The organism is Listeria sp. SHR_NRA_18, from assembly GCF_003856515.1.
Taxonomy (GTDB): domain Bacteria; phylum Bacillota; class Bacilli; order Lactobacillales; family Listeriaceae; genus Listeria_A; species Listeria_A newyorkensis.
In genome coordinates this window covers 290666-306056 of the sequence record NZ_QPKR01000002.1, presented here as the reverse complement: position 1 = coordinate 306056, position 15391 = coordinate 290666, and the positions used below count along the sequence as shown (strand labels likewise).

Annotated in this window: 17 protein-coding genes; 15 read left to right on the top strand and 2 right to left on the bottom strand. The window is 38.4% G+C overall.

Annotated elements, in window-relative coordinates; genetic code table 11:
* Positions 1-120 precede the first annotated feature (120 nt).
* The 15 genes from DUK53_RS05525 to DUK53_RS05455 all read left to right on the top strand — a co-directional run bounded on the left by DUK53_RS05525 (position 121) and on the right by DUK53_RS05455 (position 13690).
* Entirely contained in the window at positions 121-1527 is a 1407-nt protein-coding gene (locus tag DUK53_RS05525) for an MFS transporter (protein ID WP_171002426.1), read from the top strand.
* A gap of 20 nt (positions 1528-1547) precedes the next feature.
* On the top strand, positions 1548-3167 hold the full coding sequence (locus DUK53_RS05520) for a glycoside hydrolase family 43 protein (RefSeq protein ID WP_036092913.1): 1620 nt from the start codon (positions 1548-1550) through the stop codon (positions 3165-3167).
* A gap of 112 nt (positions 3168-3279) precedes the next feature.
* Positions 3280-4443, top strand: a complete 1164-nt coding sequence (locus DUK53_RS05515; protein WP_036092912.1) for an ROK family transcriptional regulator — start codon at positions 3280-3282, stop codon at positions 4441-4443.
* A gap of 25 nt (positions 4444-4468) precedes the next feature.
* On the top strand, positions 4469-4660 hold the full coding sequence (locus DUK53_RS05510; protein ID WP_036092911.1) for a hypothetical protein: 192 nt from the start codon (positions 4469-4471) through the stop codon (positions 4658-4660).
* 108 nt (positions 4661-4768) lie between these two features.
* On the top strand, positions 4769-5191 hold the full coding sequence (locus DUK53_RS05505) for an SRPBCC family protein (RefSeq protein WP_036092909.1): 423 nt from the start codon (positions 4769-4771) through the stop codon (positions 5189-5191).
* 218 nt (positions 5192-5409) lie between these two features.
* A complete protein-coding gene (locus DUK53_RS05500) occupies positions 5410-6198 on the top strand; it encodes a hypothetical protein (RefSeq protein WP_036092908.1) in 789 nt (262 codons plus the stop codon).
* A gap of 255 nt (positions 6199-6453) precedes the next feature.
* Positions 6454-9195 carry a hypothetical protein gene (locus DUK53_RS05495; RefSeq protein WP_036092907.1) on the top strand — a complete coding sequence of 914 codons (2742 nt, stop codon included), beginning with the start codon at positions 6454-6456 and terminating at the stop codon, positions 9193-9195.
* A gap of 239 nt (positions 9196-9434) precedes the next feature.
* A complete protein-coding gene (locus tag DUK53_RS05490; RefSeq protein ID WP_036092906.1) occupies positions 9435-9719 on the top strand; it encodes a hypothetical protein in 285 nt (94 codons plus the stop codon).
* A complete protein-coding gene (locus DUK53_RS05485; RefSeq protein ID WP_036092901.1) occupies positions 9716-10270 on the top strand; it encodes a recombinase family protein in 555 nt (184 codons plus the stop codon). The genes DUK53_RS05490 and DUK53_RS05485 overlap by 4 nt, the downstream gene beginning before the upstream one ends.
* The gene (locus tag DUK53_RS05480; protein WP_036092898.1) at positions 10245-11480 is read left to right on the top strand and encodes a HEPN domain-containing protein; all 1236 of its coding nucleotides are present in this window, start codon (positions 10245-10247) and stop codon (positions 11478-11480) included. Before DUK53_RS05485 ends, DUK53_RS05480 begins: the two co-directional genes overlap by 26 nt.
* A 23-nt stretch (positions 11481-11503) precedes the next feature.
* Positions 11504-11914, top strand: coding sequence for a homing endonuclease associated repeat-containing protein (locus DUK53_RS05475; RefSeq protein WP_036092895.1), 411 nt, complete (start codon positions 11504-11506; stop codon positions 11912-11914).
* A 69-nt stretch (positions 11915-11983) separates the two neighbouring features.
* A complete protein-coding gene (locus tag DUK53_RS05470; protein ID WP_036092891.1) occupies positions 11984-12595 on the top strand; it encodes a thermonuclease family protein in 612 nt (203 codons plus the stop codon).
* A gap of 353 nt (positions 12596-12948) precedes the next feature.
* Positions 12949-13197, top strand: a complete 249-nt coding sequence (locus tag DUK53_RS05465; RefSeq protein ID WP_036092889.1) for a hypothetical protein — start codon at positions 12949-12951, stop codon at positions 13195-13197.
* Positions 13194-13406, top strand: a complete 213-nt coding sequence (locus tag DUK53_RS05460; protein WP_036092887.1) for a hypothetical protein — start codon at positions 13194-13196, stop codon at positions 13404-13406. The genes DUK53_RS05465 and DUK53_RS05460 overlap by 4 nt, the downstream gene beginning before the upstream one ends.
* On the top strand, positions 13403-13690 hold the full coding sequence (locus DUK53_RS05455; protein ID WP_036092884.1) for a hypothetical protein: 288 nt from the start codon (positions 13403-13405) through the stop codon (positions 13688-13690). Before DUK53_RS05460 ends, DUK53_RS05455 begins: the two co-directional genes overlap by 4 nt.
* Before the next feature lie 41 nt (positions 13691-13731).
* On the opposite strand, the gene DUK53_RS05450 is transcribed toward DUK53_RS05455, so the two are convergent.
* Both DUK53_RS05450 and DUK53_RS05445 read right to left on the bottom strand, forming a co-directional pair.
* Positions 13732-14121, bottom strand: coding sequence for a hypothetical protein (locus DUK53_RS05450; protein WP_036092882.1), 390 nt, complete (start codon positions 14119-14121; stop codon positions 13732-13734).
* Positions 14122-14145: 24 nt separating this feature from the next.
* Positions 14146-15321, bottom strand: a complete 1176-nt coding sequence (locus tag DUK53_RS05445) for a Tle-like phospholipase domain-containing protein (RefSeq protein WP_052164795.1) — start codon at positions 15319-15321, stop codon at positions 14146-14148.
* Positions 15322-15391 lie beyond the last annotated feature (70 nt).

Below are 15391 nucleotides of genomic sequence, written 5' to 3'. Positions count from 1 at the left end.
TTATTCCCGCTTTAACATATTTTTTACAAGAAAAGCTCATAATAAGTTGTTCCATCAAACCAACTATGATATACTATTCCTGATAACGGTTACTTCATTTTGAATTCGGGAGGAATTTTGATGGAAAACAGTATGGCGAGGGAAGAAGTGCGTGTTGAAAATGGGTTTTATAAATTGTCGTGGCTGCAAAGAATTGGCTTTGGTTCTGGAGATATGGCGCAAAACCTGATTTACAACACGGTTTCGACTTATCTGTTATTTTTCTACACCAATGTGTTTGGGCTGAATCCGGGATCTGCAGCGACAATGTTTCTGGTTGTTCGGATTATTGATGCGGTTTGGGATCCTATTGTTGGAACGATTGTCGATAAGCATACGACGCGCTTTGGGAAATATCGTGGTTACTTGATTCTTGTCGGTTTGCCACTGTCTATTTTTGCGATACTCGTGTTTTGGAATGGTTTTTCAGGTAGTTTATTGTATGCTTACATTACGTATGTTGGTTTGTCGATGCTTTATACGTGGATTAATGTTCCTTATGGTGCGCTCAATGCTTCGCTGACTCGTGATAATGACGAAATCACAAAATTAACGTCTACTCGGATGTTCTTAGCCAATTTTGGTGGTTTAGCGGTTGCTTATGGCGTACCTGTTTTAGTCAAACTTTTTTCAACGGATGGTTCGTGGGACACAAAAGCATCGGCAAGTGGTTGGCTCATTACCATGACGATTTATGCGGCTGTAGGTTTTGCTATTTTAATTTTCTGTTTTACGCAAACGAAAGAACGGGTTGTCATGGAAGTGGATAAGCAAGATGAGGTGAAAGTTTCTGATTTATTAACGGAGTTCAAACGGAATAAGCCGCTTCGTGTCTTGGCGTTTTTCTTTATTACTGCTTTTGCGATGATGTCGATTGGGAATGCTGGCGGGGCTTATTATATGCAGTATGTTGTCAAAGCTTCTGATTCCGTTCAGTGGTTCAATGCGCTAGGCTCCATTCCGGCGTTCATTTTCCTACCACTTGTTCCTGCTATCAAAAAAGCGATCGGTAAAAAGCAATTATTCATGGTCTTTTTAGGCATTGCGGTTATTGGGATGCTGGCGTTATACTTTATTCCGAATCCTCAAGATCATGTGACGTTGGTGTTGATCGCGCAGTTTATTAAATCTACTGGTGTCATCGTTGCTACGGGTTATATGTGGGCGCTTGTTCCAGAGGTTATTTCATATGGAGAGCTTCAATCGGGACGCCGTATTTCAGGTATTGTAAACGCTTTAACAGGATTTTTCTTCAAATTTGGGATGGCGCTTGGAGGCGTGGTTCCAGGTTTTGTGTTAAGCATTACTGGTTACAGTGCGGGAAGTGAGGCACAGTCGGCGTTCGTACAGGAAGGTATTTTATGGCTCGTTGCCGTACTCCCAGCGATTTTGCTTGTTGTGGCGATGATTATTATTTCGAAATATGATATCACAGATGAGCGCTATCTAGAAATTAGCCGTGAAATTGAAAGTCGTAAAAATAGCTAAAAATGAGGAGGTAAAAGGATATGCAAATTGAAAATCCAGTTTTGAAAGGTTTTAATGCGGATCCTTCGATTATTCGGGTAGAGGATACGTATTATATCGCAAATTCAACATTCGAGTGGTTTCCGGGAGTGCAGATTCACGAGTCAAAAGATTTAGTCCACTGGCAACTCATAGGGCATCCACTAACGACGACAACATTGTTAGATATGAAGGGAAATAAGGATTCGGGCGGCATTTGGGCTCCAGATTTATCGTACGCCGACGGGAAATTTTGGCTCGTATATACGGATGTTAAGACAACGGAAGGCGCTTTTAAGGACGCGACGAATTATTTGACGACGGCGGAGAACATTCGCGGGCCTTGGACGGATCCTATTAAACTGAATGGTGTTGGGTTTGATGCGTCACTTTTTCACGATGATGATGGCAAAAAATACTTAGTCCAGATGGAGTGGGATCATAGGGAGTATCGCCATCCTTTTAATGGTATCAAGCTGACCGAATATTCGCCGGAATTGGGGCGTTTATTACCGGAAACGGGGCGGATTATTTACCACGGAACCGATGTGAAATTAGTCGAAGGACCGCATATTTATAAGTTGTTCGGTCAATATTATCTTTTCTGTGCGGAGGGCGGGACTGTATACACGCATCAGGAAGTCGTTGCGCGATCTAAGGAGCTGTTTGGCCCATATGAAACGCAGCCTGGCGATGTTTTTCTGACGGCATTTGATTCTCCGGGGAACTATTTGCAAAAAAATGGACATGGTGCGCTGGTTGAGACGCCGTCGGGAGAATGGTATTTTGCGCATTTGACGGGGCGCCCTTGGCATCATGAAACAGAGTCGAGCCATGATCCGAGAGGTTGGTGTACGCTAGGTCGGGAAACCGCGATTCAAAAAGTGGCGTGGGACGAGGATAAGTGGCCGCATATTGTTGGTGGTAAACAGGGAAGCCGTTTTGTCGAGGCACCAAAAGACGTTACGCCACACGTGTATCCGCTAACCTACGATGAAAAAGATGATTTTGATGAGCCGCAGTTGAATCTTAATTTCAACACGTTGCGCGTTCCTTTTGATGATAGAATGGGCTCGCTTTCAGTGAATCCGGGGCATTTGAGGCTTATCGGGAAAGGTTCTCTAACGAATGAGCATGAATTATCGCTAGTTGCGAGGCGCTGGCAGGCATTTCATTTCGAGGCAGAGACGGCGCTGAAATACGAGCCAACGACGTTTCAGCAAATGGCCGGGCTGGTAAATTACTATAATTCGCAGCACTGGTCGATGATTCACGTTACTTGGAATGAAGTGAACGGTCGGGTGATTGAGCTAAGTCAGAATAATCGGGGCCAATTGACAAGCTTTTTAAAAGAAGAGGCGATTAGCGTTCCGGAAAATGTGGACTATGTGCATTTCAAAGTTCGCGTGGAAAAAACGTATTATGTGTATGCTTATTCGTTTGATGGGAACAGCTGGCGTGATATTGACATACGATTAGATGCCAAAATTTTATCTGATGACTATGTTGTACAGTCGTATGGCGGTTTCTTCACAGGTGCTTTCGTGGGAATGGCGAATGTGGATTATTCTGGTTATGATTTGCCTGCAGATTTTGACTATTTTTCTTATAAGGAGAAATAAAAGGAACGGATCATTGCGCCTAGAAACGTGCAGTGGTCCGTTTTAACTTTTAAGATGTTGTGGTAATGTGATATACTTTTTAAAAACGGGAAGCAAGAAGGGACGTATATAGATGACGAAGAAAACTGATCAGGATGTTATGAGAGAGAACAATAAGAAATTGGTGTTAAAAACTCTATTTAATGCTGGTCAGACGTCGAGGAGTTCGATTGCTGGCGCGATTCATTTGCAGAAATCCACGGTATCTTCTATTATTCGGGAGCTGCATGAAGAAGGGCTGATCGAGGAGCTTGGTATTGGTGAGGCCTCAAATGCAGGTGGGCGTCGGCCGAATTTGATTCAATTTAATTATCGGTATGGCTATGTTTTGGCTTTCGATATGGGCGCCAGGCATTTGAGGTATTCGGTGAACTATTTGAACGGCGAGGTGATTAAAAAGGATTCGCTGCGCCTTGTTGGGAATAGTGTCAAAGATGTTTTTCAGATGATGCGCGAGGTTATTTCTGGCTTGCAGGCTTTCGATACGATGAAAGGGCTGCTGGGGATTGCGGTGTCGACACATGCGCCGGTTCACGAGAATGAGATTCGGTATAGTCCGTTTTTGGAGCTGGATTCTTTTGCGTTACTGCCTGCGTTGCAAGAAATTGTCGATGTGCCGATTCGATTTGAAAATGAGGCTAATTTAACCGCGATTTCGATTCGAGATTTCTGGTATTATGCTGGCGAGGAACCACTTCAAAATTTATTGGCGCTGAATATTCATAATGGAATTGGCGTGGGCACGATTATTAATGAGCAACTTTATTATGGCGTGCAAGGTTTGGCCGGTGAAATTGGGCGTTCTGTGATTTATAAGGATAAGCAAGTGTACCGATTAGAGGAATTATACTCGGAAAAAGCGATTATGGAGAGAATCGCGAAGCACGAAAAGAAGGCGGAGTTAACGGTGGATGAGTTTGCTGCGTTGATAGAGAGTAAGGATGCGTTTGTTTTGGAGGTCGTTGATGAGTGGATTACGGCAATCGCGCAAATGGCTTATAATCTCGTGCAGTATAGCGCGCCGGAAGCGGTATTCCTTTCTTCGCGGTCCTTATCGCAATTCCCAGATTTGTTACAGCGGATTTTCGAGGAATACAAGGCGCTCGATCCATTAGGCGAAACGCGAATTGAATTTACGCAACACGATATTTATGATTCCTCGTTACTTGGAGGTGTGGCGCTGATTTCGCGGCAGGTTTTAGGACTGGAATCGCAGGATCTTGTTTTTAAGAAGTGAGGAAACCGAAGAGGAGAAATGCTGGATGAGTAGAAAAAAGAAGCGGGCATCCTATGTAAACGGCGTATTAACAATGTCCATCGTCATTTTCTTAGTGCTAAAATTTATTTTCAAGGATACGTGGTTAGAATCGCTCAGCATCTCTTTAGGCGTTTTTTTGATACTATTTATCGTGTCGAAGTATAGATATCGAGGAAATGAGAATGGTACGGAATGAATACTGAAAAACGGCGAATCTAGAGAGCGCGATTACTTGTTCAGGCATATCGAATAGACTACAATATAAATGTATGACGGCACTACAAAATTAGGAGGGAATGATACTATGAAACACATAAAAAAAAAATTCACGCTGGAGTGCGGGCCGAAAGAGGCTTGGCAACTAGTCGTTGATCGCAGTAAGTACGAAAAATGGACAGCAGCGTTCCACGAAGGATCGACCTACACTGGTGAAATGGGACTTAATGAAACCGTTAACTTTGTTGATCCAGATGGAAATGGCCTGGTTTCAAAAGTAGTCGTTTTTGAACCAGAAAAAGAAATCAAATTCGCCTTTTTAGGTGAAATCAATGACGGGAAATACGTCGAAGTCGCTGCATTTGCAGATATGCTGGAACACTATATTTTCGAACCAGTTGGCGACCAGACTCGGATGCTTGTCGATGTTGCGATGGATGATCAGTATTATGATATGATGAATGAGATGTGGGACCGAGCAGGGATTGAGCTTGTGAGGTTGAGTAAGTAGGAGAGTTTATATAGTTTATGCGATGGTGTTGAAACTTACGGGTTTTGGCACTATTTTTTATTTTTAATGAAAATTAAACAGCAAAAAGAAGAAGAGAATAAAATGCTCTGGAGATTGAATCTTGGATAGACTACTGTTAAAATTTATTTTTTTCTTGTAAATTATTACCTTGGTAGGTATATTTAGAATATAGATTAATTGGGAAGGATGGGTGTAAAATGATTGAATGGAATACAATAATATCTGTATGCGCTACGGTTTTATCTTTGGGAAGTATAGGATGGACGATTTATTGGAGTAAAAAAACTAGGAAGGAAGACGAGGACTGGAAGGTGAAATCAGAAAGGTATAAAAAAGAAATGGACTTATATACTAAAAAATTGAATATAAAAAACCAAGAATATATAGAAAAAATGAATGAAAAAAATGAGTTGTTAGAACATGTTACATCATTTTCAAAACTATCATATGCAATTTTAATGCAGTCGATTAATTGTCTGCATATACTAAGCGTACATATAAAATCAGTAAATAAGAAAAAGATTGATATTCCTTCCGAAGAATTAGTGATTCTAATAACTACGGTGTATAAATTAAAAGAAGAAGTCCATGTTTTAAAAACATATACAGGGTATTTGAGTTCATTTTTAGCAGATAAATCACAAGGTGTTATTGTGGGGGAAAGCTATAATAATTTATATTTCTTAGTGGAGCTATTAGAAGATGTGTTACTCAAACTAAAAAAAGAAAAGTTGATTGAGGTTGGGGAATTGAGAAATATCATAAACAAGGCATTAGAATCTAGTGATGAACTGCGCAAAGCACTAGATAGACTTGAATATAATTTTCTTCAAAAGGTATCTAAGTACAATAAGGATATGAATTTATTGGAATCAGAAAGTGTAAGAGGAACAAGTCTTTTTGAGTGGTATTTCCCGCAGTATTCGTTTGAAGTAGAGGGATTTGATTTTGAAAAAGAGTTGCTAAAAAGCTTATTTGGTATATAAGGACTATAAAATTTATTGTTACTCAAAGTCACGAAAAGCTTAAAGCGACCTACGACAAAGGATATACAGATACTATGAAGGGCATATTATAATGAAAAGATAAAATATGGACAAAAAAATAAAATCACTTTTTGAAATTTAATGCTATAATGTAAATATTATACATTAGATAGGGAGGTTATTTACTAGAGGTGTAATACCGAAATAGGAAAATGATATGAAAGTGTATAAAAATGCGGAATACGGGAGGGCAAAATGGTTATAGTTCCAGAAAATAAAATTGTAGTATTTATTAGTTCAAAAATTGATTCGTCATTTAAATATAGATTAGCAAGAAAAGCTATACGAGAATCACTTGTGAACACAGGGCTATTCAATGTGTATTCATTTGAAGAGACGGGGCCTTCTACTGCAAGCGCTTTGGTTCATTACAAGGAAAATATTAAATACTGCGATGTTTGTATTTTTTTAATCGATAATGATGACGATGTTCCAGATGGTGTGGCCACGGAAATTCAAGAAGTAAATAAATATAACATCCCTTCAATATATTATTTTTGTGAGGGTGAAAAGCGTGAGATAACGGCAACTCAGAAAGCAATAATGAAACCAGGTGGCCCAAAAATAAAAGAAATTAAAACATTTGAAGATTTTATTAAAAATGGAGCAAAAGACCTTATAGATGATATATTGTTCATCTATAAACGCTATACTAGAGGAAATCTTGTACAAGTGGAAGATGAGGAGAACGAAGACGTCATACTAGACAAGTCAGTTTACAAGGCAACAACAATATTAAAAAAAGATCAGTTGGCTAATTACCATAGTAGGCAGTACTTTGCTAAAATGATTTTTGGGGATCGTGATGAAAAATCTAATAGTCTCGTTGAAAAAAATTTAGATTATTACTGTTCTTTGTTTTTGCCAGTCTTATTTGAAAATACAGCAATTGAACGCTTTAATACGGGTTTATTTTTAAAAGAGCTGAAGTATCAATTAGATGATAAATATTACGCAATTGTAAGTCTGCGATGGGAAGCAATTGAATCCTACTTTAATGAGGATGTAGAAACAAGTATTGCTAAACTAAAGGAAGCGTTTAAAAAAGCTGAAGAACTACAAATAGAAGAATGGATGATTCAGGATATTCTCATTGATTTAAGAAACCAAATTTATATATATCATGAAAAGCTGGGGCAATTTGCAGAGAAGAATGAAGGAAAAGAACTGTTGGACTTGAGAGAAGAAAAACTGTACTATCCATTAATTGATAGATATGAAAAGGATTTGCTAAGTTGGATTATAGAAGATAGTCAAAAAAATGAAATAAGATCCTTTAGATCTCAAAGATTTTTAGGTGATCTATCCGTGCATTCTAATAAAATTGCGGATATTTATTTTCAATCAATGGCAGTTGGATCGATTACTCATTTGACTAGAATATATGGGCTTATTCAAAAATTATGCTTTCATATCAGTTCTCATTATGAGAATTGGCCATCATTAATGCTGACATTGAAAAACAGCATTATACTTTTAGATAGAACTAAGATTCATCAATTAGTGCGTCATTTCGAACTATTATTAGGAAGAATGAATGACAGGGATGCGAAGGAAGTGTTTGATTACTCAAATAATCTGATACTTGATTATCAAAGGTTTCAAGGGAATCTACTAGCTATTTCTGAGGTAGGATATTATTTAAGTGATGTGGATTTTGATGATAGTTGGAACGGTATTAAAGATGAGTTGAACAAATGGGCCAAAAGTAAAGTCACGCCATACAACATAGAGTCACAAATTTTCAAAACGATTCATAAAATTAAAGAAAGGATATCTAGTGATTATATCATTGAATTTGGCCTGCTTTTAATTGGTGAAGGGAAGAATATTTATTATTCGAATGTTTTCGAAATGTGGGCAAGGGATGTAGATTATGAGAGTGTAATGGAAAAAAATAAAGATAAAGTAGTTCAGACAGTGATCGCATATTTGGAAAACAGAGATAATAAACTCCAGCAGAATGGCATCAAAGAATTATGTTGTATCCTGGGTCGAAATAAGGTTCATAATTTGGATATATTAGAGGAAAAAATCAAGGAAGCTATGCCAGATTTTTATAACCTTGAGTATTTATTAGAAACTAGGAACGATGTTGTAACAAATCAGGATGCGATATTAAGATATACAGATGAGATAAGAGAAGATAATAAGGCACAAGGGGAAAATGGTATATATTCTCATTCTGGAAACTCTCCCTATCAATTTATAAGATTTATAATCTCTCAGCAAACAGAAAGAATTCCTAAGTCAATCTTAGATGCATTATTTGTTGTTTCAACAGAGGCTGTGACGAGTACTAAGCAACTAATTGAAGTCAAAACTGAAGCAATTAAATTATTGATGTTTTTGAATTATTACGATCCAAATATTGGTGATAGAAATTCTGAGTCTATTAAATTATTAATAGAGGGAGACTACCTAATGAATGAAAATCAATCTATGGTGGCCTATTTGGATAACAATTTATTTGAATTAGCGGTGCTATTATTAAAGAGTTGTTTAGGAAATGAAGTGTGGGCGGACCTACTCAACTCCTTATCTAAGTGCTCAAGTTCTGGCGCGAAAATAACAGCTTGCAAGCTTATTCAAGTATATCTTGGAGATGATACTTCTCGTATAAACGACGATGAGAAGGCTTTGATTTTTCAATTTGTATTAGAGTGGTCGACTGCAACGGTGATAGAAGTTCGTTGGGAAGCTGTTAACATCTTGATAACATTACTGCAAGTAGAACGATTTCAAAAAATCATTACTACTCGATTAGTTCAGATTATGAGCCAAGATAATGCGCTTGTTAAAAGTCGATTGGTTCATGCCGCAAAAAAAATAGGTAAACATAGCGAAGATACTGAAGAGTATATATACCAACATGCTCTAATCGATTCTAATTACGTATTAAGAGAAATAGTTCGTGATAAGTATCCAGATAGATAATATTAAAATATTGTTTAGGTAATATGTTACTTTTGGATTTTAAAAGGCGTAAATTTTCTAAGCTAAATGATGCTCACTGGTTTATGGTAATAGCAGGAAAGATGAAATGGAAGTATAAGTAGTACTATTTTCCTCAACGGTGTCAAAACTTATAAGTTTTGACACCGTTTTCGTTTTGTGATAAAATCAGTACATCGAGCGGTGTCATAACTCGTGTTCATAAGTAAGGGGTGTTTTTCATGAATTTTACCAATATGAACCATCGGCAATTAGCAAGTAAGATCCATTCGGATTTGATCAGGTTGGAAAATAATTTGAACGGTATTCATAAATCCAAAAAGCAAGAAGAGCTAGAAAATTATAGAAAAGAGTTGTTGTTGATCGCTGGCCAACTTTCCCAGTTAACAGATGAAAGTTTTGAACGAGCGTTGAAATTACAAACAGATGGTGATTTGGCCGATGTGCGTTCGCTTGGACTATCAAAGTTCCAAGGAAGTACAACAGTGAGGGAATTAGAGGAATGATCTATGGCTATGCACGTGTATCGACAATTGGCCAAGATTACGAAACGCAGGTCGAGCTTTTAACAGCTGCGGGATGTGAAGAGATTTTTCATGAGAAAGTAACTGGATCAAAAATGGCTCGTAAGCAGCTGGATTTATTATTTTCTAAGTTGAATGAAGGAGATACTTTTGTTGTTACGAGATTAGATCGGTTTGCTCGTTCCACCGTAGAAGGATTAACCACAACAAAAAATTTATTTGAACAAGGGATCAAAGTGCATATCTTGAATTTGGGCCTTATTGAGAACACTCCAACCGGTCGCTTAATCTTGGCCAACTTTTTTGCCTTTGCAGAATTTGAGAGGGATATGATTTTGGAGCGAACGGCTGAAGGAAAGAAAAGGGCTAAGCTGAATCCTGATTTTCGGGAAGGGCGGCCGAAAAAATTTACAAAAGCGCAAATTGATTTTGCCTTGGGATTACTAAAAGAGATGTCCTATACAGAGGTGGCGAAGAATACTGGGATATCCAAAAGTACGCTGATTCGTGCAAATAGAAAAAGATCAAAGTAAACGATATAAAATGATAGGGGCGAAAGTAGTGATAAACGTTGAAAAAATGGAGAAAGTTCTGGAATCAATAGAGTTATCGAATAAAATAGACGATGTTGCTTTCAGTTCGGCTAGAACTACTATAATCGATGATATTAATGGGGGGCAGGTAGTTGCATATTTAGATAAATATTTTTCATATAAACTAGCTAGTTTATACAGGAAGGAAAATATAAAGGAATTTGCAGACTTTAAAGAATTTAGCGATGTTACAATGAAATATATCATGATGTATGAAAAAGATTCGAATAAAGTTACTCAAGATTTAAATCAATTTATTATAGATATTAAAAAGCGTAAGAAAAATAATTTTTGGGTGTATTGTATTATTAATGGTTTTGAATACACAGATAGCGAGATGATGCTTGGTAATATACGAATAAGTTCGGAGAAACTATTAAATAAAACTTTGCTTGAGGAAGGACATATTCACCCAAATACTACAGAAAACTCCATGTACGCGTCGATATTGGTTTCTTCATACACTTTAAAATTAGCGTATGAAAAGGCATATAAAATATTTGATGATTTGGAACATATTCTAACGATGTTAACCCCAGCTCCAGAGTACCATCGAATTGAAATAAATAGTGGTACAACAACTGGGAGGCATACGCAATATGATATATATTCAAAGGAAAAAGGTTCATCTACTCGATCAACGGCTAAGCCATACAGACTTGTCAGTTTTGAGGATAGTCATTTTAAAATGGAAGACAATCAGAAATGCCTTAGCTTACTGAATGTTGATAAAAAAACAGAAATGGAGAATAAAATTTTCAACGCATCTATATGGGTAGGGAAATCGATAAAGGAATACGATCTTAAGCGAAAGTTAGTAGAGTTAGTGTATGCTTTGGAATGCTTATTGCAAGTACAGTCGAGGGATTTAGTTAGCCCAGGAATAGTATTTAATTTAGGGTTGACAGCATCTTATATCGTATCAGAAGGAGAGGATAAGAAAGAGATATTTGATTTTATAAAATCAATATATGCTAAGAGAAGTGCCATAGTTCATGGACGTGATACGGAGATAGATAGATACGAAATAGAACAGCTATTAACAATCGTAAAAAAAATTATTTTTAAACTTCTTTGTGAGGAACCATACGCTAGCTTTCAAAAGGGGCAAGAATTACATGAGTGGTTCATAGAAAAAGTGGTTAAATGATATAAAAGGAGAGTGTGAACAATTTGTCCAAAAAGTATACAGATGAATTTCTAATAGAAGAACTTCAACGGATCTCCACAAAAATTGGTCGTCCACCGTCCGGTTTAGCAGAGTATCGTTATAAATATACTGCTGTTGACAGATTTGGCTCGTGGGAACATACATTACGTATGGCTGGATTGACCTTGTACGCTACTGAAGACGAAGGGCTAGAGATTCGAGCTAGGTATATACGTGAGGTAAAGGAGATATACCGCATTTGGGGAAGAGTCCCCAGATGCCGAGATTTTGAGGATATACAGACAGTCAAATATTACTTTCGCACACTATCAGGGCTCTTGGAGGCTTCCGGGATGATTAAGAAACCAAACGGCAATTGGGAGATTCCGAAAGATTTTTTAACGGATGCTGAAGCAAAGAATGATCATAAATAGCTAGTGAGATAGCGCATTCGTGCTATCTTTTCTTTTGCCAAAAATTAAAATAGAAAAGAGTGGATTGGTTTGAAAAAATGGAAGTTAAGGCTACTTATAGCCATCATTGTTGTGATTGCTGGAGCATTCACGACAGGGAAAGTAAACGGAAGCATTCCTGAAACGTGGGATGGACTGGTTACGGCCGTCACTGGGGAGAAACAAAAGGACCAGGATATATCCATCGAGGTACCTAAACATGCGGTTCGTGTGACATTAGATCATGCTGTTGATGGCGATACAGTGGCTGTAAAGCTTGAAAGTGGGCAAGTGACAACGGTTCGATTATTACTCATTGATACACCGGAGAGTGTGAAAAGAGGCGTTGCAGTGCAACCATTTGCCATAGAGGCATCAGATAGGATGAAACAAATAGTAAATGCTGCGGACCAACTTTATCTGGAGTATGACGTCGGTGATCGTACGGATCGGTATGATCGCACGTTGGCATATCTCTACGCCGATGGAAAAAACGTCAATGAAATGATGGTGCGTGAAGGCTTTGCTCGCGTAGCTTATGTGTATCCACCGAACACGAAATATTTGAATCAGCTGAAGGCGGCGGAAAAACAGGCGAAGCACGCAAAGAAAAATATCTGGAGCAAGGTAGGTTACGTGACAGATCGAGGGTTTGGAAAGTAACGATAAAAAAGAAGATGCGTGTCACCAAGCGCGGTGAGAGGCATCTTCAGTGTATGTTATGTACAGAGTTTGTACATGAAGAGTAGCACTTAAAAGGGTTGTTAAAAGTACTACCATGGTCATTATAGCATGATTTGCTGTTGGGCGGTAGAGGCAATCTTAGGTCTTTTTGTACCTTGTCGTTGCCTTCAAAACATTGTAGACTGAAATAGAAGCAAAAAAAGCCTTTGAGTCTATCAAAGGCTAGGACTATATAACGGGAGTTGAGTTATATAGGGATGAATAAACTAATTATAGCATGGATTGTAAACGCGAACAATACCATATACAATCAACAAGGAGAGGTAAAATAGATGACCCCATTTGAAAATATTATGACGTTGGAAAAACAGATGACCGCAAACGGTTACTGGTATAGGGATGTGAAAAAAGATTTACGTATGTTGGTACTAGCTATATCCAATCACGGTATGGTTTATGTCGAGGCGATGGACACAAAAAAGAGCTCGCTGATGATTCGCACACAGCAAGGGAATCCGTTATGCTACCTGGAAAGAAATAAAGTGGTGCCGAAGCCGAAACGGGGGAAAGCTGAGACATGAAAATGATTGGTATGCACCCATCTGGGCGTGCTATTGTTATCGATATGAAAGAAAATGTATATGTATATGAAACGGCGATTAGTAGTGGCCAAGAAACAACTTTGGATAAAGCGAAGTTTAGTGCGCGTTTTGAGAGTTTTACTGTAGCAGAAAAACAACAAGGAATGGACATAGGGTTGTGGAAATGGCGCGAGGTGGGTGAACAATGAAGAAGGACGGTATGAAAATTGAAATCATACAAGATGAGAGCGGATTGGCCGTACCACGGCAGTATATTGTTGTGGTAGATCACCAGATTTTTATGGAATGGCTCGATTATCCGAATAAACCAATTTTTCTTATTCCAGCGCATGTTCCAAACGTGCGTATTGATTTGGCATATATTTTCTTTTTCAAAGAGATGGCTGACAAAGCGGCCATCAAACTTGGTGGAAAAGTCGTTGAAATCAAAGAAGAATGCTATTGTCTTCCCCAAAGAGAAAAGACGCAGTGAAGTTGTACGTACCCACTTTATAGCGTCTTTTATTCGTTAGATTATAGATGAATATTTACCTTGCAACTTTTCTTCAACTCTTGGAAATCTTCTTCACGATCCTTGCATAACTTGGAAATCTCGTCTTGAAATTGTAAGCCGATAGCGTCTCCGGTCTTGCTTTCAAATGCAATGCCTAATTGGCTCTTGGAACGAGTAAGCGCTCGTCCCCAATCATCAAACATGGTCTCTTTCCCGTGTAGTATGTGCTTAGCATCTTCGACAAGCGCGTTGGCATCACGCAATAACTGGCGTTTTAAGGCTGCGAGTTGCAGTTGCCGTTCAAATTCTGTCTTTTGCGCCTTGAGAGCATCAATGGTAGCATCGGCGCCATCGATTAAAGCTTCCGCAATTTTTGCTTCTATCTCTCTTAAGGATTGATATGGATCCATTTTGTTTCCCCCAATATGCGTGTGTTATTTACTAAAATAGCTGGCAGCATTCCCAGCGGCTATTCCTAAAAGGCTTCCAACTGTGTTCTCTAAATCGTGGCCAAGATTGATATCTGTCTGTAGCATGTGTTGCCCAGCTGTTCCAATTTCATGTGCAAATTGCTGCAGGTGATACTGTCTCTCCAGTAGTTTATTGAATAGGTCATGTAGTATTTCTTCATCATGGAAACGGTACACGCCTTCTGTACGACTTACTGCGAGGTCGTGAACGATATTATCGACGTCATTTTCGTTCAATAGATCATATTCCCCACCGTAGGTTTGATTATTGGCTTTTGAGATCATTTTTTTGACAGCATCACTTTCGTAACGCCGGAAATCTTCCAGCAGCCGGATCATACGATCAATATCTGTAGCAACACTTTTAATGATATCTGCCTGAGCTTTGATCTCATCTGGAGATATCGCTAATTTTGTTGTCCCGTTGCTACTAAACTGTTTACGGAAACCTTCCGTTAAATGGGCATTAATTGGATCGCTAGCGGCACCGTTGGCAGAATAATACTGTTGGTAAAAAACAAAGGCATTTGGAGGCAATAGGCCAACTGCATCTCCTGTATGCCGGAAATCTTTAATCAATTGGAAGTAGTCGCCATTCTTTGCCTTGGCTTGTTCTTCAGGAGTCAATTTGTTAAACGATCGAGCGGCAGCAAATGTAATTGCTGGCTTTGTATGTTTCACAGCTTCATACTGTGCTAAAGCACCACCAAGGCTGTGTCCTGTAAAAGAATAGTCTTTCGTGGTATGTGAGGACAAGGTGTTTTTGACGAAATTATCATACTCCTTAAATTGGCTATCTTGTTTTGGGAGTTTGTGTTTTGGTAAATCTGTCAAGTTTGTTGACCAATCAGCCTTATCTTCAGAACCACGAGAGGTAAAGACAATATTCGTAAATTCTTTGGTTTTTCCACTACATACATCTATGTATTCTTTATAGGGAACGACGGCAGCTGCTTGGATGCCACTTTTTTTATCGATAGACCCGATGGTGATCCATTTCGATTTATCGTCGAGTGTGAGGGGTAACAAATCGCTCTCTTTAAACTCTGACAAAGGCCTGATGGGATTGATACGTAGTGACTGATTACGATAAATTTTATCTGCTAGTCCAAAATATTGTTCTTCTGTTATTTTAGCCAAAATTATTCCTCCAGTACAAATTTATGATATGATATATATGGGAAAAGGGCGGTTAGATGAAAACAAAGAC

What these genes read in the sequence shown, in the direction of transcription:
- DUK53_RS05525 (WP_171002426.1), top strand. Translation starts at nt 121, where the DNA reads ATGGAAAACAGTATGGCGAGGGAAGAAGTGCGTGTTGAAAATGGGTTT.
- DUK53_RS05520 (WP_036092913.1), top strand. Translation starts at nt 1,548, where the DNA reads ATGCAAATTGAAAATCCAGTTTTGAAAGGTTTTAATGCGGATCCTTCG.
- DUK53_RS05515 (WP_036092912.1), top strand. Translation starts at nt 3,280, where the DNA reads ATGACGAAGAAAACTGATCAGGATGTTATGAGAGAGAACAATAAGAAA.
- DUK53_RS05510 (WP_036092911.1), top strand. Translation starts at nt 4,469, where the DNA reads ATGAGTAGAAAAAAGAAGCGGGCATCCTATGTAAACGGCGTATTAACA.
- DUK53_RS05505 (WP_036092909.1), top strand. Translation starts at nt 4,769, where the DNA reads ATGAAACACATAAAAAAAAAATTCACGCTGGAGTGCGGGCCGAAAGAG.
- DUK53_RS05500 (WP_036092908.1), top strand. Translation starts at nt 5,410, where the DNA reads ATGATTGAATGGAATACAATAATATCTGTATGCGCTACGGTTTTATCT.
- DUK53_RS05495 (WP_036092907.1), top strand. Translation starts at nt 6,454, where the DNA reads ATGGTTATAGTTCCAGAAAATAAAATTGTAGTATTTATTAGTTCAAAA.
- DUK53_RS05490 (WP_036092906.1), top strand. Translation starts at nt 9,435, where the DNA reads ATGAATTTTACCAATATGAACCATCGGCAATTAGCAAGTAAGATCCAT.
- DUK53_RS05485 (WP_036092901.1), top strand. Translation starts at nt 9,716, where the DNA reads ATGATCTATGGCTATGCACGTGTATCGACAATTGGCCAAGATTACGAA.
- DUK53_RS05465 (WP_036092889.1), top strand. Translation starts at nt 12,949, where the DNA reads ATGACCCCATTTGAAAATATTATGACGTTGGAAAAACAGATGACCGCA.
- DUK53_RS05460 (WP_036092887.1), top strand. Translation starts at nt 13,194, where the DNA reads ATGAAAATGATTGGTATGCACCCATCTGGGCGTGCTATTGTTATCGAT.
- DUK53_RS05455 (WP_036092884.1), top strand. Translation starts at nt 13,403, where the DNA reads ATGAAGAAGGACGGTATGAAAATTGAAATCATACAAGATGAGAGCGGA.
- DUK53_RS05450 (WP_036092882.1), bottom strand. Translation starts at nt 14,121, where the DNA reads ATGGATCCATATCAATCCTTAAGAGAGATAGAAGCAAAAATTGCGGAA.